13 protein-coding genes are annotated in these 20,574 nt (G+C 49.4%); 3 read left to right on the top strand and 10 right to left on the bottom strand.

Translation table 11 applies throughout. The annotated features are described in order from the left end of the window. Positions 1–670: 670 nt before the first annotated feature. From JUF10_RS13650 to ykzS, 8 genes are all read right to left on the bottom strand, one after another. Entirely contained in the window at positions 671–2,734 is a 2,064-nt protein-coding gene (locus JUF10_RS13650; protein WP_203643250.1) for an LTA synthase family protein, read from the bottom strand. A 138-nt stretch (positions 2,735–2,872) separates the two neighbouring features. Then, positions 2,873–3,109: a YkuJ family protein gene (locus JUF10_RS13645; RefSeq protein ID WP_048735739.1), complete on the bottom strand. Its 237-nt coding sequence runs from the start codon at positions 3,107–3,109 to the stop codon at positions 2,873–2,875. A gap of 77 nt (positions 3,110–3,186) precedes the next feature. Then, entirely contained in the window at positions 3,187–4,221 is a 1,035-nt protein-coding gene (locus tag JUF10_RS13640) for a lysylphosphatidylglycerol synthase transmembrane domain-containing protein (protein ID WP_203643247.1), read from the bottom strand. Between the two features lie 4 nt (positions 4,222–4,225). Continuing rightward, positions 4,226–5,248 (bottom strand): glycosyltransferase family 4 protein, encoded by a 1,023-nt coding sequence (locus JUF10_RS13635; RefSeq protein WP_203643243.1) that lies wholly within the window; start codon positions 5,246–5,248, stop codon positions 4,226–4,228. A gap of 12 nt (positions 5,249–5,260) precedes the next feature. Further along, positions 5,261–6,439: a glycosyltransferase family 4 protein gene (locus tag JUF10_RS13630; protein WP_203643240.1), complete on the bottom strand. Its 1,179-nt coding sequence runs from the start codon at positions 6,437–6,439 to the stop codon at positions 5,261–5,263. A 709-nt stretch (positions 6,440–7,148) separates the two neighbouring features. Beyond that, complete coding sequence (gene ptsP, locus JUF10_RS13625; RefSeq protein WP_203643237.1) at positions 7,149–8,882, bottom strand: phosphoenolpyruvate--protein phosphotransferase; 1,734 nt, start codon at positions 8,880–8,882, stop codon at positions 7,149–7,151. Then, entirely contained in the window at positions 8,882–9,148 is a 267-nt protein-coding gene (locus tag JUF10_RS13620; protein WP_203643234.1) for a phosphocarrier protein HPr, read from the bottom strand. Before JUF10_RS13620 ends, ptsP begins: the two co-directional genes overlap by 1 nt. Positions 9,149–9,316: 168 nt before the next feature. Further along, positions 9,317–9,517, bottom strand: coding sequence for a protein YkzS (gene ykzS, locus JUF10_RS13615; protein ID WP_048735734.1), 201 nt, complete (start codon positions 9,515–9,517; stop codon positions 9,317–9,319). A gap of 498 nt (positions 9,518–10,015) precedes the next feature. On the opposite strand from ykzS, the gene JUF10_RS13610 reads away from it, so the two are divergent. Then, entirely contained in the window at positions 10,016–12,253 is a 2,238-nt protein-coding gene (locus tag JUF10_RS13610) for an ATP-dependent Clp protease ATP-binding subunit (protein WP_203643230.1), read from the top strand. A gap of 574 nt (positions 12,254–12,827) precedes the next feature. Continuing rightward, entirely contained in the window at positions 12,828–13,913 is a 1,086-nt protein-coding gene (locus tag JUF10_RS13605; RefSeq protein WP_203643227.1) for a MucBP domain-containing protein, read from the top strand. A gap of 82 nt (positions 13,914–13,995) precedes the next feature. Here JUF10_RS13605 and JUF10_RS13600 read toward each other — a convergent pair whose 3' ends face one another. Together JUF10_RS13600 and JUF10_RS13595 are read right to left on the bottom strand one after the other, a co-directional pair. Continuing rightward, positions 13,996–16,605 (bottom strand): cation-translocating P-type ATPase, encoded by a 2,610-nt coding sequence (locus JUF10_RS13600; protein WP_203643224.1) that lies wholly within the window; start codon positions 16,603–16,605, stop codon positions 13,996–13,998. 547 nt (positions 16,606–17,152) lie between these two features. Beyond that, complete coding sequence (locus JUF10_RS13595) at positions 17,153–18,586, bottom strand: C69 family dipeptidase (RefSeq protein ID WP_203643221.1); 1,434 nt, start codon at positions 18,584–18,586, stop codon at positions 17,153–17,155. Positions 18,587–18,930: 344 nt separating this feature from the next. Here JUF10_RS13595 and JUF10_RS13590 point away from each other — a divergent pair, with 344 nt between their 5' ends. Further along, positions 18,931–20,289 carry an FAD-dependent oxidoreductase gene (locus JUF10_RS13590; protein WP_203643204.1) on the top strand — a complete coding sequence of 453 codons (1,359 nt, stop codon included), beginning with the start codon at positions 18,931–18,933 and terminating at the stop codon, positions 20,287–20,289. The last annotated feature ends 285 nt before the right edge of the window (positions 20,290–20,574 follow it).

Raw genomic sequence — 20,574 nt, 5'->3', positions numbered from 1 at the left:
CCAAGTATCAAACCGCCCTACACATATTTGGTTTGTCGAAACAATGTTCAGTTTTCAAAGGTCTACCAAGTTATCAGAGAAGCAAGCGCTCCGTGACAACTTTTAAAGTATATCATGTCGTTAAATACCTGTCAACAACTTTTTAAGCATCTTTTTGAATAAATATCGATGTTTCTGAATCAAGTTGAATAAATATTCTCAACAACGTTTACTACTATATCAATAATCAACCAGACCGTCAAGCCTTTTTTAAAATTATTGAGAAAGCAATTTGCCGTTGCTGTCACAATGTTTACGCACATAAATGACAACAGAAAATAGTTTACCAATATCTGCCGCAACGGTCAAGGGGAAAATGAATATTTACTGAAATTAATTTCAGCCACCCACCCCATTCTCCGAGAAAAGACTGTCAAATCACCTCCAAACCACCTAAACCGGTCTACTTAGTCCATCAACACAAACCATATAGCACCATCTCAATCTTGGGTACCGCTAAATACCGATAACCTCACGCAACATAAAATTCACCTTAACCGGATAAAACATTACATCCATGGTCATCTGTAAGTTCAATCTTCCCACACCTCTCCTGGTTAGTCTCCATTCCCATACAAAAAGAAGTCAATCACCTGACACTCGTGATCGACTTCTTTCATATAGAAACATTCTATTTTAATTCAGGTGCATCGGTCTTGTAGTCGGAAACGGTGCTCTTGCCATCGTGCTTAGCAATCACACTCGTCTTTTCCTTCTTCTCCGCCTCTGCTAACTGTTCCATTGCCGGCTTCAACTTATAAGTAAAGTCCGTCTTGTTGACCTTCGTAAAGTTCTTTGGTGTATAGAACCGCAGCAGATCCCCGTAGATAACCCGATCAGACAAAGAGAGTTCCGTTGTGACGTGGTTCTGTAGCTTGGCCACGTCCTTCTTCTGTGCCGCCGTTAACGTCAGCACATCCCCCGTCTTGGTATCATACACGGTCCCACCGATCTTGGTATACTTCGGCGAAATAAAGTTCCCGTTCCGGAACGCCACAGTTTGATTGCGATCCTTAGCCAGTAAGTCCTGCCCAAATTGAATCGTATCTGTATTCTTGACTCCTAAGAGATCCAGCAACGTTGGCAATACATCTATTTCCCCACCATAGGTCGATTGAATTCCACCTTTGAGTCCCGTTGCATGAATCATAAACGGAACCTTCTGGAATTGGGCAAGGTCATAGTTTGTCACCTTGCTCTTACCCAATAACTGGGCAATCGCTGGCCGGTGATTATTTGAGATTCCATAATGGTCGCCATAGGCCACGATGACACTATTCTTATAGAGTCCGGCCTTCTTCAGATAATTAATGAACTCAGCAAACGCCTGATCCAGGTAATGGGCCGTCTGAACGTATGGATCGACGGTCTTGTCCCCCGTCTTAGTCGCTGGGAAATCCGTGTTCTTCTTGTCTAGCTCATATGGATAGTGGTTCGTCAGCGTAATCAGCTTGGCATAGAACGGTTGTGGTAACTGTTCAATATACTTAGCAGACTGTTTAAAGAAGATCTTATCCTTCAGACCATAGCCAATACTATAACCCGATTTCTCCGTATAGTAACTGGAACTAAAGAAGTACTGATAGCCCCATGACTTGTACGTGTTATCCCGGTTCCAGAAACTAGGGACGTCCCCATGGAACGCTGCCGTCGTATAGCCAGCATCTTGACTCAAAATTGCTGGCGCCGCCTGGAACGTGTTCTGCGTCCCATAGGTCGTCATTGCTGAGCCCTGTGGCAACCCAAATAGCGAGTTTTCCAGCATCATTTCAGCATCAGAGGTCTTCCCCTGGGCCACCTGGTTATAGAAGTTCTTATAGGCTAAGGTGTTCTTGCTATGGTAGAACTTATTCAGCGTCGGTGTGACTTCTTTGCCGTCCACCTTATAGTCGATCAAGAATTGCTGGAAACTCTCCAAGTGAATAATGAAGACGTTCTTCCCCTTCTCCTTACCATAGTAGGAAACGTTGGGACTCACCCGATTTTGCTTCAGGTACTTCAGAACACTCTTCATATCACTGGCATTGGCACTTGCCCGGGTCGCACTTTCCTTTTGCGTCTGGTAAGCGTTAAAGGCCGCGTATTCATTAAGCCCCAAGTATTTCACAATATAGTTATTGTCAAATGTCCGGGTCAACAGCCCCGAACGATCCGCATTAGCCATCCCGAATTCGGCAAACATCAGGCCAAATGACAGGACCGTAATTGAGAACGCGTACCGCCGCTTGAACGGTCGCGCATCGATGCGAATCACGTGGGTGACCAACAGAATGATCAGAATCACGATATCAATATAGACAAAAAAATCATAGACGTGCGTAATCTGGGCCAAACTCTTCCCCAGGTTATTTCCCACGTCGCTGGAGCCCTTCATGATCCCAAATGAAAGGAAATCAGAGAACTCTCGGTAGTAGAGCACATTCGCAAAAATCCAAGTGGACTCTAATACATCAATAATCAACATTAGCCAATAAGCTAACCGCCCGCGGAAATAGAGCGCGATGCCAAATACAAGTAAGGCGGCCGGAATTGGGTTAATCAACAATAAGAACTGTTGAACACTCCCTTTGGCCCCTAACGTAAATTCGGTCTGATAGGCAATGTAAGTTTTCACCCAAAATAAAACGACGATCAACAGGAAAAAGCCCATCCGGCTATTTACCCAGTTCGTCTTCCGCTTAAAAAAGTTCGCCATGCGATTGCCTCCACAAAATAATTAACATCACTATAGTATAGCTGATATTAACGGGTAATCAATGTGATTCCATAACCTTTGGAAAAATGCAACTTTTTCCAGGTATAAAAAAACAAAACTATGGCACCCATAGTTTTGTTAGTTATCCGTCAACAAATCAAATAATTCGATAGCTACTAAATCGATGTTATCAAACTCAAAAGTCGTTTCCGGGTTGTGTTCGGTTAAGGTGTAGGTGTGGCTCAACTGGTTGTAAACAACCGTTGCCTGCTCAACGCCTTCCTTTTCAAATCGACGGGGTTGTGGCTCGTCGGTGGCATCCTCTTGCATCGCCTTTAAGCGATTGATGATGCCAATCAATTGAGATTCTTCCATGGTTGGTCCCCTTTCTAGCTTTCACTAATGATTTTACCAAACTTGAGGCGGTATGGCACGCCCTAATGCAGAAAAACTCACTCATTTGGCAAATCATTTTTTTCGATGACCTTATCTGGGGAAATCACCATCGCTACCAAGCCTGTCAGCATGCCAAAGTAGTAGGTCAACAGGCGCCAGAGAATCATCGCTAAAACTAACTTACTATTTGACGAAATATAACTCCGAAAAATCATTTCAAAGCTATACTCGGCTCCACCAGACCCACCTGGAATGGGAAATAGCGAAATGACCATGACGATCAGCACGTGTAAGCTGGTCACCATCACAATGTTGGCCGTCGTGTAGCCCAAGGACAGCATGATAAAGTACGGAATCAGGTAATAGAACATCAATTGGAAGAAGGTGATCACAAAAACCTTGAGCATCAGCTTCCCCTGCCCACTGATCCGGACACTTTCATGGTAGAACGAATCAATTTTACTATTAATGTTAGTTTCCATCCGCGCAAAGTGGTCCTTTTTCATAAACCAGCGGCAAGGATACAACACGACCCCCACCATTTTCTTCGTGAAGGCGTGCCAGAACATCACCATCAACAATCCAACGATGACGGCCAGATGGATCGTAAAGCCAAACACGACCAGCCAGACCAACGCGTGCAGTTTATCCTGAATGTCGTTAAAACCAATCACCAACGCAATCAAAAAATTAATCACGATCATCGACTGGTAGACGACAAACTTCATCAGGAGCACCGAGCTGGCCTTACCAGCATCGACCCCGGTCTGCATCAATGCAATCAGCTGTGCGGGTTGCCCCCCCGAAGAGAATGGCGTAATCCCGTTAAATAACTGCTCCACCATCGGAATTCGCAAAGCATCTTTAAACGTGAAGCCTTCAATTCGATCCGAAATGAAAACCTTAACGATGACGGCTTCTAACCCGAGATATAACACCATGCACAAGATAGCGACCCCAAACCACCAGAAGTTAATGTGCACGAAGTCATTGATCAAGACTGAAAACTTAATGTCACGTAGCGAAAAGGCAAAGATTGCAATCCCCAAAAGCAACATTAAAGTGAGTACCCATTTATTTCGACGTGACATGCACTTACCCCTCTTTTACTTGTTGCTGATAGAATGCCCGCCAAATCGTGGTCAGGTGTTCCTCAGAGTAGCGCTCAGCGGCGGCCAAACTTTGCTGATGCCAATGTTCCATAGCATCCGCATCCTGCGGTAATCGCTGAAGCTGCTCGTTCATTTCCGTATAGTCCTTCGCCGGTTGATAATCCCCGGCAATGATCGCCTGGTACAGGTCCAAATCGCGTAGTAACACTGGTGTCCCGGTACTAAAGGCTTCCAAAACGGACATCGGAAACAACTCGTTAAATGATGGTAATAAGAATAAGTCTGCCAGGTTGTAATAGTCAACTAATCGATCACGGTCCACGATACCCGGGAAGCTTAAGTTAGCCGGCGGATCATCGACGACCTTCTTCAAGGCCGCGTATCCGTCCGTCATGCGGCCAAAAGAGAATCCGCCAGCCCAGATGAACTGGAGCTGCGGATTATTCCGGGCTAACTTAATGAAGTCAAACAAGCCTTTACGCTCTTGAATCTGACCGATGCCAAGCACCGTAAACTTTTGCTGATCATAACCGTATTGGTCACGCAACGCCTGCTTTTTCTCCGCCGTCACGGGATAGAACTCCTTACGGCTCACAAAGTTCGGAATATACGTCACCTTGTCCTCAGGAATCCCATAGGCGACCAGTTTCGGAATAAACGTCGGGTTGACCACCACGATGTGATCCATCCGTTTGTAAAAGGCAATCACGTATTTATAAAAAATCGAGCGGAAAGGTTGCGGAATCTTCAAGCTACCCTCTAACGTTTCCGGCAAGAAATGAACGTAGCCGATTTTTCGACCGCGTCCAGGTAAGAATGTTGATAAGTAATAGGAAAAATTAATCGTATGGTAATGCGTTAAGTCTACGCGACCATACTTATTGACCGTCACCTGAAAATCATCGGCTAGACGGGTGCGCATCAGATTCATGAGCTCGTTGTAAGCACTGCCGACACCCTGTCCTTTGACAGAATCAGCAGCGGAAAACATGTTGATTTTTAACATCCAATAACTCCTCTAATTGCTAAAATCCGGCGTATCCTCGTGTGCGGCCTCATAGTTGGCCTGCGCATCCTGATAAAAACCAATGATGCGTTGCCCAAAGGTATCCGCAGAAATGTCAGCCAATTTCTTCGCCAACAGGTCTGGGTCCTGTTCTTCGTCCCCGTGCCGCAAATAATCAACCACATTTTCAATCATCTCAGCCGGTTCCTTAAAAGTGACCCCCAACGTCCGACTCGACAATAGCTCATCAGTGTAAGGACTGGTCATGACGACGATCTTCGTCCCCGCCGCCATAGCTTCAATGTAGGTCAACCCCTGTGATTCGGAATCCGACGACGATAGGAAGACGTTCGCCATATGATAATACCGGAAAACTTCATCGTTGTTCACTTCCCCAGTGAACGATACGTGATCCGTGAGGCCGGCGTCTTTGACCTGTTGTTCCAGGTCTTCTCGCGCCGGGCCATCGCCAACGATCAAAAGCTGTGCTTCAGGAACCTGTGCCAAAATCTGGGGCATGGCGGCAATGCTTTCCTTGATATTCTTCTCGTAGGCCAATCGGCTCAACGAAAGGATAACGGGCGTGTCGGGCTGGTAGCCCAATTGCCGCCGCAGATTAGCAGTATCGGGTTGTTCGTACTGGTGTAAATTGACCCCCGTTGGAATCACGCGGATGGGTGTTTTGACCCCATAATCCGTCAAGGTGGTTAACACTCGGTCACTAGGCGCAACAACCCCCGTCAAGTGGTAACAAAAAGCCAGGGTCCCCTGCTTCACGTGGACCGGTTTTAAAATCTTACCGTTAGCCACATAGTGCAAATAATCCTCGTACATGGTGTGATAAGTATGGAGACACGGAATCTCTAAGTTACGTGCCACAAACTTACCGATCCATCCCATCGAGAACTCCGTCTGGGTGTGGACGATATCTAAATTCAATTCCTTCGCAATTTGGTAGGCTTGGAACAGCCCCCGCACCGCAATCCGTCGATCCGTAAACGAAACGAACGGAATACTTGAAAACCGAAAGACGTTCCGCTCGTAAACGTTGCGTTCAACGTGCGGATCAGTCGTCGTAAAAATATAGACCTGATGGCCCTGTTTTTCCAATTGATCACGCAACGTCTTAATCGACGTTGCGACCCCACTTACTTGAGGGAAATAGGTATCTGTAAATAAGCCAATGTTCATCGCCAATCCCCCTTGCGTCTGTGTTTGGCTAGGTTCTCCGGAATAACGCTTTGTACAGTCACCACAATTATATGGGTTTGGCTAGGTGATTGCAAACCACAACCAGATTATGCTGAAAAATAGTCTGGTCGTGAGGGAAGATGAGTCTAAATGGTCGCACTCCGGCTGCCAGAGATTCCGCCTGCTGTGGGGACGCTGAAGCACTAGGCTGAACGCGCTCTTTGAAGCCGCGAAGTTCGCGCGTCTCCAAAGTCGCCCATCTTGTTAGCTAGCCAGCGGCCAGCTAACAAGATTACCACGGCTGGCTGCATCCCTGGCCTCCTCCGGCTCAGACTGTACTTCTTCCATTAATCTTGTTTAGAACCGGATTTTCGCTTAATTTTAAAGAATGGTTGCTACCAATCTCGTTTCTCGTTGGTACAGTGAGCAATTGCCATATTGATGATGTGTCTAACAAGCTTAGCCGTATTGGTGACCACGGACTGCTCCATACCTTACTTCTAATTAAAGGGATTATCACTCATGTTCCAATTACTTTCTCACTTGTCCCAATATTACTTAGAGAAAATCCAATAGCAGGCAGGATCCCTGGCAACCGCAATGCGACCAGTCTCCACTATCTATGCCAATCTGTGACAACAAAAAAGCACTAGCAACCGGTTTCCCCGCTCCTAGTACCTCTTAAATTCTATTTAATACAACGTTCCGGTTATTTCTGAAGAACGCCGGGAACCGCTGCTTGGACCATGGTAACGACCTCTTGACTGGTACTGGCCGAATTCAACGCCGTTTCGACCAACGATTGTAAATCGTGGGCGTTGAGCTGACCAATCAACTCACGGGTCTTCAAGACGGCTCCCGCACCCATGGAGAACTCATCTAAGCCCATCCCCAACAAGAGGGGCACCGCAATCGGATCACCGGCCATTTCACCACACATGGCAACGGGAATACCCGCTGCGTGTCCCGCGTGGATGATGCGGTCAACTAACCGCAAGATTGCTGGATGATACGGCTGATACAGATAGGCCACGTCTTGGTTCGTCCGATCGGCGGCCATCGTGTACCCAATCAAGTCGTTGGTGCCCACACTCATGAAGTCGACCTCTTGTGCGAACCGGTCGGCCAATAGAGCTGCTGCGGGCACCTCGACCATCATCCCCACTTTGACCTTGCCCATCGGCACCTGAGCCGTGGTGAGCTTCGAACGCTCGTCATCGTAAATGGCCTTGGCCTGACGGAACTCATCCAGTGTCGCAATCATGGGGAACATGATGCGCAGATTGCCAAACGCCGAGGCCCGTAACAACGCCCGCAATTGACTGCGGAAGATGTTTTGGTGCGCTAGGCTCTGACGAATGGCCCGTTCACCCATGAAGGGATTGTCTTCGTGCTTCGTCTTTAAATAGGGTAATGGCTTATCCCCACCAATGTCGAGGGTTCGAATAACCACTGGCCGCGGCGCCATGGACTGGACAATTTGACGATAAACATCAAACTGTTCGTCTTCCGTTGGCAGTTGATCGGTATCCATGTATAAAAACTCGGTCCGCATCAAACCAATCGCCTCGGCCCCATTCTCGAGAACCGCTGGTAAATCACTAGCGGTCCCAATATTGGCAGCTAGCATCACACCAACACCATCCTTAGAGGTCGTCTCGTGATGCCGCAGACTTTCCAACCGTTTCTGATTGGCCGCCCGCTCCTGCATTGCCCGGCGTGCGGTGGCTAACTCGTCGACCGTTGGCTGAACGATCACGTTACCGCGCGTCCCATTTAAAATCACCGTTTCACCGGCTGGAATCTGCTCGGTCGCGTCCTGAGTTCCCACAACGGCTGGCAGGTTTAGGTTGCGCGCCAGAATCGAGGAATGTGATGTCCGCCCGCCCACGTCCGTAATGAAGCCTAAGATGTACTTGGGATTCACGGAAACCGTGTCGCTGGGAATCAGGTCGTGCGTCACCACAATGACCGGGTGGTCGATCAAGGCCAAGTCGGGTAACGTGACCCCGAGCAAATGACCCGTTAACCGTTTCGTCACGTCGTGCAGGTCCGAAATTCGTTCTTGCATGTAGGGATTGTCAGTCAACCCTTGCAGCGTGACCTCGTACCCCGTTGTGACATCCGCAACGGCTGCCTCCGCATTAGTATGCTTGTCTTTAATGTTTGCTTCAACTGCCGCAATCAATTCTGGGTCTTGAAGCATCGCAATGTGCGCACTAAAAACCTGGGCACTGTCAGCGCCCAGGTTTTTAGTTGCACGAGTTTTAATCGTCTCAATGTCTGAGACGGCTGCTTCAAGGGCCTGATGGAATCGATTTAATTCGGAATCAAGATTTGTGATTGTCCGTCGTTCAACGTTCAGATCTGGTTCGACCAAGCGATAAGCCTGACCGCAAACCACACCGTCACTGGCGGCAATTCCCTTGAGCATCGCCCTCATTAGTCAGATAAACCCTCTTTTTTCAAAGTTTCAGCAACAGCGTTCATCGCATCGGCTTCGTCGTCACCATCAGTTGTGATCGTGATTTCGGCGTTTTGACCAACACCTAATGACATCACACCCATGATAGACTTTAAGTTAACAGACTTGTCTTGGTACTGTAAGCTAACTTCTGCGTTGAACTTACTTGCGGCCTGTACTAATAAAGTAGCGGGACGTGCATGGATACCAGTTTCTGCTGTAACATGAAATTCGCGTTTTTCCATAATTGATCGATCTCCTTTAAGCTTAGGTTGATTTCTTACTGAACATTATCCGTCTTGACCTGCGCATTGGCCAAACAACCATTTTTACGGATAACGTCTACCTACTAAGAATATCAATCTAGCCGCTAAATTACAAGTTCTATGTGAACCGCTTTCATCAAAATAATCTTATTCGCCATCATTTCCGGCATCGTGATCGTAGTGGTAAATCAATTGGCCGTTCTTGTTAGCCTGGCCAACCACCCGTTTTCGCGTGTCAAACGACATAAAGGCCTTCTGAAAGGCCGGAAAATCTTCCGGAGTTACTTCGAACTTTTCGATTTTTTTATCCTTCAACTGATTCATCAGGTCCGTAAAGTCTTTCGCCAACTCTTCACCCCCTCATGTCTGTTCATAACGCTTGATTCGCCACAGCGACCGTTGCGACAGACTCACACGGCATTTTTAATCATTGTCGAACCAACTTATCCATTATACAAAAGATTCTGGCTAAAAACACGCCAGCAAGCTTCACCTGAAGGATTAACTTCAAGACAATACTAAATTTACTCTAGCTTGACTTCAACAGTTCCGCCGATTCTGGCTACACATCCCTATTGAAGTCATTAATAAAGGACTGAACCCCACAAAAATTAAAAAAGTTGATAATTTCAGGAAGTCATTTTAGCATTCTCTAGGCTAGAGTGCTAAAATGAAGTCGTTCGTCAGAAAGCCCCTGACACACGGCGCTTTCATCACCAAACAAAATACTTGCACGGTGAAGGGAACGCGGTATAATGTGGTCAATGGTCAAGAAAGGTCAAATCTTTTCAGACAGACCACGTGGGACCTCTCACGAGAAATCCAGGCAAGAAAGGAGACGACAAGATGCTATGTCAAAATTGCCACCGCAATGAAGCAACGATACACCTATATATGAGTGTAAATGGGCAGCGGCAACAAGTTGACCTATGCCAAAATTGTTACCAACTGCTTAAGCAGCAACAAAACGATTCTGGAAATGGAGGTGGCCGTATGGCACAAGATCCATTCGGCTTTGGCAACCTGGATGATATTTTCCGGGCAATGCAAGACGGTAACGCCAACCAAGGCGACTACCGGCAAGCAGCCGCACAGCAAAATCGGCCAACGCAACCAGCTGGCAATCAAGGTTCCGGCAACGGACTGCTCAACCAGTACGGACTGAACCTGACTCAGTTGGCCAAGGACGGCAAGATTGATCCCGTAATTGGGCGGGATAAAGAGACGGCTCAAGTCATCGAAATCCTCAACCGCCGGACTAAGAACAACCCCGTTTTAATTGGGGAAGCCGGTGTTGGGAAGACGGCGGTCGTCGAAGGACTCGCGGAACGGATTGTCGAAGGCAACGTTCCCGAGAAGTTAACGAACAAGCAAATCATTCGGTTGGATGTTGTTTCCCTGGTTCAAGGGACCGGGATCCGTGGGCAATTTGAACAACGGATGCAACAACTGATGAAGGAAGTTCAGTCTAACCCAGACATCATCCTCTTCATTGACGAAATCCATGAAATCATGGGTGCCGGCAATGCCGAGGGTGGCATGGACGCTGGTAACGTGTTAAAGCCAGCGTTAGCCCGGGGTGACTTCCAACTGATTGGGGCGACAACTTTAAATGAATACAGAGATATTGAAAAGGATCAAGCCCTCGCTCGGCGGTTCCAACCCGTTACGGTTGATGAACCGAGTGCTGATGAAGCCATTGAAATCCTGAAAGGGATTCAAAAGAAGTATGAGGATTATCACCACGTTCACTACACCGATGACGCCATTGAGGCCGCCGTTCGGCTGTCCGACCGTTATATCCAAGACCGTTTCTTACCCGACAAGGCCATTGACCTGTTGGATGAAGCTGGTTCACGGAAGAATTTAACGATCAACGTGGCTGATCCAAAGGCCATTGATGAAAAGATCAAGTCGGCTGAAACCCAGAAACAAGCTGCCCTGAAGCAGGAAGACTACGAAAAGGCCGCCTACTACCGCGATCAAGTGACGAAGTTGGAGAAATCCAAGGAATCCGCCGCGAACGCCGATCAAAATCAATCGGCTGAGGTCACGGTTAAGGACATGCAAGACATCGTCGAAGAAAAGACCAACATTCCAGTTGGCGAATTACAAGCTAAGGAACAACATCAACTCCAGAGTCTAGCCGGTGATCTTGAAGGTCACGTTATCGGTCAAAACGAAGCCGTTGATAAGGTTGCCCGTGCTATTCGTCGTAACCGGATTGGGTTGAACGGCACTGGCCGGCCAATCGGGTCCTTCCTCTTCGTCGGCCCTACCGGTGTTGGGAAGACGGAACTGGCTAAGCAATTAGCCAACGAACTCTTTGGTTCCCAAGAGGCGATGATTCGGTTTGACATGTCCGAGTACATGGAGCCGCATTCAATTTCTAAGCTGATCGGATCACCACCTGGCTATGTCGGCTATGAAGAAGCTGGCCAATTGACAGAACAAGTTCGGCGTCATCCTTACACGTTGATTCTGCTGGACGAAATTGAAAAGGCCCACCCCGACGTCATGAATATGTTCCTGCAAATTCTCGACGACGGTCGTTTGACCGATTCACAAGGTCGCACGGTGTCCTTCAAGGATACACTGATCATTATGACCAGTAACGCCGGCACTGGTGACGCCGAAGCCAACGTTGGTTTCGGGGCTGCTGCTGAAGGCACGACCCACTCCGTTCTGGGCAACTTGACGAACTACTTCAAGCCAGAATTCTTGAACCGTTTTGACGACATCATCGAATTCAACTCTCTCAGCAAGGAAAACTTGATGAAGATCGTTGACTTGATGATTGGCGACGTGAACCAGATGTTGGCGGGCCAAGGCCTCCACATCCACGTCACGGAACCCGTTGAAGAACAACTTGTCGCTAAGGGCTACAACCCCGCAATGGGTGCGCGGCCGTTACGGCGAGTCATTCAAGAAGAAATCGAAGACCGAATCGCTGACTTCTACCTTGATCACGCGGACGTTAAGAACCTCGTGGCCAAGATCGAAGACGGTAAGATCGTCTTAGCTGCTGATACCGAAGCGAATGCTGCTGCGGCTAAAGCAACGCCTGATTCTGATAACAAATAAGCTTTACCTGAGTGGTCGTGCCGGTTGGTGCGACCACTTTTTTGATGCTTCTTTGTTTGATTGCTGACGATGTTGGTTTGAAATGGTCGCGCTCCGGCTGCCAGGGATTCCGCCTGCTGTGGGGACGCTTCAGCCTGGAAGGACACCAGTCTTCTCGCTCGCTTTGAAGCCGCGAAGTTCGCGCGTCTCCAAAGTCGCCCATCTTGTTAGCTAGCCAGCGGCCAGCTAACAAGATTACCACGGCTGGCTGCATCCCTGCCCTCCTCCGGCTCAAACTGACCACTGCCATGACAATTGTTTAGTCCCTCAAATTTTCAACTAAAGGAACTACAACTAAATTGGTATGGTCACTAGGATATCAACGGTCATCAGCTTAGCCACCAACATTTCAGTTACGCACGCCCCCTAAATTTGTCAGCCGCTAAACAAACAATACCATGTGTTCCAGCCAATCACGCCTCACATTCCCCATAGAACTTTCCCAACACCTTTCCCACTTTAAAAATTGCCTGCCACGCGTGCGGTGAATGCGGTATACTAGGCTTTAAAAGGAAACTTATGGAGGTGAGAAGGAATGGCATTTTTTGACTGGTTACGACGCTTGATTGAACCGGCACCCCGACGCGGACCTAAACACGCGGTGCGGCGGACACCGACGGCCCAAACACGGGCTCCTAAGGTGACGCCTGCCATTCCCGAACGCCCACAGCCAGTTCCGGTGACACCCGTTGCACCGGTAACAACTACCGTAGAAAAACAGGCAGTGCCCGAACCAACTGCTACCTTAGTAGTTCGGCTCGTTGATGAAAATGATCATCCCCTGCAACCCGCTTTGATTTTAACCGGCCAGTTGAACCACACCGTTCATTTTCGCTTTCCAATCATTCCCGGTTACGTGTTGACCCATACACACGGCTTTACGCAAGACTTCATCACCGAATACGGCTTGACGACCCTGACCTATCAACGACAATGGGGTCAGCCGGTCGTCACCTACTTGATCGACTATGACAGCGGCCAGCTTTTAAAATTGCCAACGATTCATCGTGGGCGGCTCGATGGCCATTACCAATTAACGCCACCCGAGATAGCTGGCTACCGCATTTTTCAGGCCCAAGGTAGCCAACGCGGGCAGTACTCGCAACGGGCTCAGCGCGTCATTTACTTCTACCGGCGGGATGCTTGGCAGACGGTGCAACGGGTGCATCAGTACGTCCTGCTTACTGCGGACCATCAAATCGTGGATCAACCAGCGGGCCACCCCTACGGCTATCAGTTCCCGGCGAACTCACTCTGGCGGCTGTTTGTCGTCGTAACCCGAACCGATGGGAGCGTCTGGTATAACTTAGGCGGCGAACAGTGGCTCGCTGCCACCGAAACGACCTTACGCGACCATCCACTTCCTACGGCACTACCGCAGCAGCACCATTGGACCGTTCAGCCCTTTGAACGCCTGGGTAGCGTTGATTACGTCCCCCACGCTGCCGTCACGATTTACAAGGAACCCTACGGCGAAAGCATTGGTCAACTCGACCACGGTGAACCACTGGATGTCCGCGGTCGCATCGTGGACGACCAAAATCTGGTCTGGTATCAAATTGGCCCGGACGCCTACATTAGCGCCTATTATGTCCAGATAGTTCCCATTGCCTCCGCTTAACTTTTTGACGAAATAAAGACCCGCAACCGACTACCTCCTCCAAGGGATAGCCGGTTGCGGGTCTTTTTCGTTGCGGAAATACTTAGTCTAAGTCGAGCTCGCCGACCATCTGTTGCGTGCTCCGCCGTTGCCAACGTTTAGCAACTTCGAGCACCAGCGTTGGGACAAAGACTGCCGGAATCACGACCAACCAAGCCACCGCTGGCAAGGCCACGAGACCAAACATGTTCCGAATCCCGGGAACGACAGCAATCAGTAAGACCAAGCCAATGGCTAGCAGCATCGCCCCATTTAGCACGGGGTTGCGTTTTAAGCTCATCAGCGTCAATGGCTGACGGTCCTTGATGGCGTAAATGTCAATCATGGAGCCAATCGCGAGGACCAAGAAGACCATCGTCATTCCCACCGTTGCTTGTCCGGCTGATAGGCTAAACCGGCCCAGCGCATAGATTCCTAGCGTGAGTCCCGTAAACGTCACAGCCCGGACTGCTAAGCGGCCGCCGAGACCTCTGGCAAATAAACTTTCGTCGTTGGCCACTGGTGGTTGGGCCATCGCTTCCTTTTCGCCTGGTTCGCGGCTGATGTAGAAGCCCGGAATCCCATCGGCTAACACGTTGATCAGCAACAGTTGTTCCGCCAATAGTGGTGCACCCCAACCCATGAGGACCGCTCCCACCATCAGGAAGATCTGGGCAAAGTTGACCCCCACCAAGAATTCAACGGCCTTCAAAATGTTTTGGTAAACCGTCCGACCTTCACGGACCGCCGCGATGATCGTGGCGAAATTGTCATCCGTTAAGACCATGTCGGCGGCACCCTTGGAGACCTCAGTCCCCGTGATGCCCATAGCGATACCCACATCGGCTGCCTTCAAGGCCGGCGCATCGTTCACGCCGTCACCCGTCATGGCCACCGTCTTGCCTAATTTCTGCCAAGCCTGAACGATCCGGATCTTGTCCGTTGGGGACACCCGGGCATAGACCGCAATATTTTCGATCTGTGCCGTCAGCTCTTCATCCGTCAGTGTCCGGAGCTCGTCACCAGACATCACCAGTTGTCCGGGCGTCAGCAGGCCGATTTCCTTGGCAATGGCCTCAGCCGTCACCATGTGGTCCCCCGTAATCATGACTGGCTTAATACCAGCCCGTTTTGCTTCGCGAATAGCCGGAATTACTTCTGGCCGTGGCGGGTCAATGATACCCACCAGTCCCGCAAACGTTAAGCCCGTCGTCAAGACGTCCCAGTCGATAGTTGCCGTTGCGCCGACCACCTTGTAGCCCACTGAAAGAACCCGCAGTGCATTGCGGCCAAACTCATCGTGAACTTGTTTGGCGGCTGCTTGTTCTGCCGCCGTCCAGTTCACCGGAAGCCGGTCAAAGGCCCCCTTCACGATCACTAACTGTTGGCCATCCTTGAGCCGGTGGACCGTTGCCATCGTCTTTTTCGTGGAGTCAAATGGGTCTTCGGCTAACCGCGGTGCCTGCTGTTCAAACTGTGTCCGGTTAAGGTCGTGCTTGTCCAACCAGCGAACGATTGCCAATTCAGTGGGGTCACCCACCGTTTTTTCTTCGCCGTTCGTCACCTTGATTTCGGCATTCGTCGCTAAGCCCAGGTAGCGCATCAGTTGCTTCCCAGCCGGCGTCATCTTTTCCGCCGCCACTGGTTGGTCACCTGGCGTCCAGTAGCGCGTAATCGTCATCTGGTTTTGCGTCAGCGTCCCCGTCTTGTCGGAAGCAATCACATCGACGCCACCGATCGTTTCCACGGCATTTACCCGCCGCATGATGGCATTGCGTTTCGCCATTCGCTTGACCCCGTGAGCTAAACTGATTGTCACGATAATCGGCAGCGTTTCCGGAACGGCCGCCACGGCCAATGAGATGCCGATCATGAGGCTGTCCGCCAACCCTTGATTTTGCATCCAGATGCTGAGGGCGAAGATGGCGAGACCCCCGATGACCGCAAACGTCGTCAACCAACCGGAAAGTCGGTTTAAGCGACCTTGTAGTGGCGTTGCCCGCTTCTTCGTTTTGTTCAACAGGCCAGCAATCTGGCCCAGTTCCGTTGCCATCCCCGTCGTAACGACCTGCATCACGGCCGTACCGGCAGTCACCGCCGTGCCGGAGAAGACTTGTTGGTCGTCACCGACTTTGTCCAGCGCCGTTAATTTTTCCTTAGTCACGGGCACACTTTCCCCCGTTAACACGGCTTCGTCGACTGACAGGTTCGTACTTTCCAGCACGATACCGTCGGCTGGCACTTGGTCACCGGCCTTGAGTAAGACCAGGTCGCCCGGCACAATGTCCTTGGCCTTGATTTCCTGGGCAATGTCTTCGCGTCGAACCGTCGTTGTGGGCAGACTCATCGACTGCAAAGCCGCCAGCGCCTTTTCAGCTGAGGCCTCCTGGTACATGCCAATCACCACGTTGATCACTAAGATCGACCCAATCACGATTGACTTCGTCCAGCCCCCGCCCTGGAACAACGCCATGTAGCTCGCCAGGCCGACCGCAAACAACAGAACCATTGAAGACACGTCGCTTAAATGGCGCACCACCTGCCGCCACAATGCGGGCTTCTTGGCCGCCACCAATTCGTTCGCGCCGTGCTGCGCCAACCGGTCTGTCGCTTGTTGTGTCGTCAACCCCGCTTGGGCCGTTAACGTGATGTTTTTCATCTCTTTTCTTGTCATTTTTATATCCTCCACTGTATAAACGAGTTATTATATCAATTACTATAATCTTATTATCACTAAAAGTTTTGCATAGACTATGGCTGAATTGTGAAGATTCTTGGAAACCTGTAAAAATTAGGTTGTGTTGGAATAGTCGCACTCCGGCTGCCAGGGATTCCGCCTGCTGTGGGGACGCTGAAGTGCTAGGCTGAGCGCGCGCTTTGAAGTCACAAAACCCATGTGTCTTCAAAGTCGCCCATTCTATTAGCTAGTCAACGGCCAGTTAATAGAATGACCGCGGCTGGCTACATCCCCGTCTCCTCCGGCTCAGACTAATTTTTACCATAACTTTTATGCCCTAATACCTCCAAATTAACTCACACTATCCTTTCTACAAAAAAACTAATCTCCAATTGAATTGACACGCCATGTTCATTTTCAGTTTTCCTACCATCGTTCAAATCGTCCTGCATCATTTTGTTTACTAACTTCCTAAAAAATAGCTAACATTACCTGAACACAATCAGATAATGTTAGCTATTCTCATTTGAAAGATGTTTTTCTTTTAAAGGTTCCGGTCCATGTTAAAGGTCAGCTTAGATAACGTTAACCCTTTTTCAATCAAATCATTCGTAAACTTCGTGGTCTTGGTTCGCATGTCAGCAACGACTTGATGGTTCTGATCCGTCAGGTAAGCGGTCAGGTCATCTCCAGACAAGCTCTTGGCATGAGCTAACGTGTTAGCCACGTGCGTGCGTAAGTCCTGCTTAGCCGCCGTCACGTAGTCCACATCCAGCTCAATAAAGTTCTGGTAGTGAGATTCAACGATCATCGACAGCTTCCGGTACATCCAGTAGGCACTCTTGTCGTCTAAATGAACGGGCGTTTCACTGTAAGAGTCATCGGTGTCCGTGGCGTTAGCGAAGAATGGCACGTAAGGACTGAAGGCTGGTACGCCGAAGCATAACCAGAAAATGGCAGAACTTTCGGCCGGTACATCATTTCTGATCTGCAGCACGTGGGAGTTTTGCGTCCGGTTCATCGAGATTGGCCGGAACTTTAACCGGTCCTCGTCGGCACCTTGGCCTAATGGATCGTACTTGGTCTCGTTGTAGTGCGAGCTCAAAATGTATTCGACATCTTCCACACTGATTTTGTGGCTGGTCCGGCAAATGAATGGTAATTCGCTAGATTGGGGATCCTGTTCGATTTCAGGATTCAAGACCCGTTGGCCAAACCAGACCCGTGGCGTGTTGTAGTGCCGGTCTTTTTCGGTACTGGTCCCAAAGATGTGGCGGAAGTTCCAGCCATTTTGGTCGGGATTCAAGTGATTTTCGGTCACAAATTCTTGAATGCCTTCGGAGTACATAAAGTTGTCGGGATCATCGAACGTGACCTGCTGAATGGCCACTTGGTTCGCAGCAACGGCATAAGCGTCATCTGGAATGCGTTGGGCAACCCAGTGGTGCCCCGTGACGATTTCCATGTACCAAACTTCATCATGGTCGGAGAACAATACCCCGTTGCCTTCGGGCGAACCATACTGCTTGATCAAGTTACCCAGGTAACGAACCCCATCGCGAGCGGAGTTGATGTAAGGCAAGACCATCGTTTGCAGGGAGTCTTCGGCCAGACCATTGGCCACTAATGGGTCAAAAGCCAAAGCATCGGGATTGCCGTAAACACTTTCGGTGGCACTCATCGCGACGTTCTTTTCGTTAAAGCCGCTTTCGGCGTAAACGCCTTCCTTGTCGACTTCGACGTTGGGCGTTGCTGAGTAGCGGTAACCGTCGCTAGGAATTGGCGCGGTGAACCCATTTTGATTAGAGGTCCAAGTGCGTTCCGGTTGGTCGTGTTCCGCTGGATGAACGTAGAACCGTTGGGGTGTCAAGGGTAAGAAGGTGTCGTCGTTTCTAGCGATGAGGGTCGACCCATCGACCGTTGCGAGCTTGCCGACTAAGACGGTCGTACAAGCGGATAAGTGTTTTGCTGCTTTCATAACTAAAACCACTCCTTAATTGATTCATCTGCCACGGGTCCAGCTCATCATCTAATCAGCACCCCCATCAATCTTATTTCAACCGGGAATAATGCTGACTTGAACAAAATGAACGAACCGTCCCCGTTCAGAGACTATAAGCACTAGTGTACCCCTTTCGACCCGCAAACACTAGCCCGGGAGTCACTTCCCGGCTAAGAGTCAATGGTAACACTTCCACGAATGTGTTGACATTCCATTGAGGTTGTGTAAAATAGAGTTGTTATCAATTAAGATATTTTTCACATAGTCACATTTGTGAAAAACTCATCAAGCATTTAAAACTTGTTTTGGGAGGCTACACCATGAAAGTTACAGTTGTTGGTTGTACACACGCAGGGACCTTTGCCATTAAACAAATCTTAGCAGAACATCCAGATGCCGAAGTGACCGTCTACGAAAAGAATGATAATATCTCGTTCCTATCTTGCGGGATTGCTCTTTATCTCGGTGGTAAGGTCGCTGACCCTCAAGGTCTATTCTATTCCAGTCCTGAGGAACTAAAGAGTCTTGGCGCCAACGTACAAATGAGTCATAACGTTCTGGCCATCGACCCTGACCAAAAAACGGTCACGGTTGAGGACTTGTCTACTCACGAACAAGTCACTGAAGCCTACGATAAACTCGTCATGACTTCTGGTTCTTGGCCCATCACTCCTAAGATTCCCGGCATTGACGGCGACAAGGTCAAGCTCTGCAAAAACTGGAACCACGCCCAGACACTGATTGAAGAAGCCAAGGGTGCCAAGCGCATCACGGTCATCGGTGCCGGCTACATTGGTGCTGAACTGGCCGAAGCATACTCCACCACCGGCCACGATGTGACGTTGATCGATGCCATGGATCGCGTGATGCCAAAATACTTTGATGCCGAATTCACGAATGTGATTGAACAAGACTACCGTGATAACGGTGTTAAACTAGCCATGGGCGAAACCGTTCAAAGCTTTGACCAAAGTGGCGATACCTTAACGATCACCACCGACAAAGGCAGCTACGAAACCGACCTCGCCATCCTGTGCATCGGTTTCCGGCCAAACACGGCGTTGCTCAAGGGTAAGGTCGACATGGCAAAGAATGGCGCCATCATTACGGATGATTACATGCGGTCATCCAATCCCGACATCTTCGCAGCCGGTGACAGTGCTGCCGTTCACTACAACCCAACGCACCAAAACGCCTACATTCCACTGGCTACCAACGCCGTTCGGCAAGGTATCTTAGTGGGTAAAAACTTGGTTAAGCCAACTACTAAGTACATGGGGACACAATCTTCTTCTGGCTTAGCACTGTACGGTCGGACCATCGTGTCCACCGGACTGACCTTAGCTGCTGCCCAACAACAAGGGGTCAGCGCCGAGCAAGTTATTGTTAAAGACAACTACCGGCCAGAATTCATGCCCACCACGGAACCCGTGCTGATGTCATTGGTCTTTGACCCAGACACCCGGCGAATCCTAGGTGGCGCGCTGATGAGCAAGTACGACGTGTCTCAATCCGCCAATACCCTTTCCGTTTGCATCCAAAACGAAAACACCATTGACGATTTAGCCATGGTCGACATGCTGTTTCAACCGAACTTCGACCGGCCATTCAACTACCTCAACATCTTGGCCCAAGCCGCCCAGGTTAAAGCTGACAGTTTAGCTGGCGTTGAAGCTTAGGCACGTAAAGTAGTGCTGCATTTAAAACTTATATGTTGACCTATCGTATGTTCTACGTAAACCAACGTATAAGTAACTTCTATTAAAGTCGAAATAAAAGTGTCACTACCCTTCCCCATTCAGAAGAGTAGTGACACTTTTTTACGTAGCCAGCTAAAGGTTGAAAGTATCCAAATACTGGTTAAGCCTGGTATAACAAAGATATTACCGTTAAAATTAGGCAACTCAGTCCATCCTTCGCCTTACCGGCCGCCAGATATGGGCTGGAACGGTGCGGACACAACT

Origin of the sequence: Levilactobacillus andaensis (assembly GCF_016861695.1) — a bacterium.
Taxonomy (GTDB): Bacteria; Bacillota; Bacilli; order Lactobacillales; family Lactobacillaceae; genus Levilactobacillus; species Levilactobacillus andaensis.
Note: the sequence above shows the minus strand (reverse complement) of the source record. Positions and strands in the feature narration are given on the sequence as shown.

Coding starts and splice junctions, on each gene's coding strand:
- JUF10_RS13610 (WP_203643230.1), top strand. CDS start 10,016: ATGCTATGTCAAAATTGCCACCGCAATGAAGCAACGATACACCTATAT.
- ptsP (WP_203643237.1), bottom strand. CDS start 8,882: ATGAGGGCGATGCTCAAGGGAATTGCCGCCAGTGACGGTGTGGTTTGC.
- JUF10_RS13595 (WP_203643221.1), bottom strand. CDS start 18,586: ATGAAAGCAGCAAAACACTTATCCGCTTGTACGACCGTCTTAGTCGGC.
- JUF10_RS13645 (WP_048735739.1), bottom strand. CDS start 3,109: ATGGAAGAATCTCAATTGATTGGCATCATCAATCGCTTAAAGGCGATG.
- JUF10_RS13640 (WP_203643247.1), bottom strand. CDS start 4,221: ATGTCACGTCGAAATAAATGGGTACTCACTTTAATGTTGCTTTTGGGG.
- JUF10_RS13600 (WP_203643224.1), bottom strand. CDS start 16,605: ATGACAAGAAAAGAGATGAAAAACATCACGTTAACGGCCCAAGCGGGG.
- JUF10_RS13620 (WP_203643234.1), bottom strand. CDS start 9,148: ATGGAAAAACGCGAATTTCATGTTACAGCAGAAACTGGTATCCATGCA.
- JUF10_RS13590 (WP_203643204.1), top strand. CDS start 18,931: ATGAAAGTTACAGTTGTTGGTTGTACACACGCAGGGACCTTTGCCATT.
- JUF10_RS13630 (WP_203643240.1), bottom strand. CDS start 6,439: ATGAACATTGGCTTATTTACAGATACCTATTTCCCTCAAGTAAGTGGG.
- JUF10_RS13635 (WP_203643243.1), bottom strand. CDS start 5,248: ATGTTAAAAATCAACATGTTTTCCGCTGCTGATTCTGTCAAAGGACAG.
- JUF10_RS13650 (WP_203643250.1), bottom strand. CDS start 2,734: ATGGCGAACTTTTTTAAGCGGAAGACGAACTGGGTAAATAGCCGGATG.
- JUF10_RS13605 (WP_203643227.1), top strand. CDS start 12,828: ATGGCATTTTTTGACTGGTTACGACGCTTGATTGAACCGGCACCCCGA.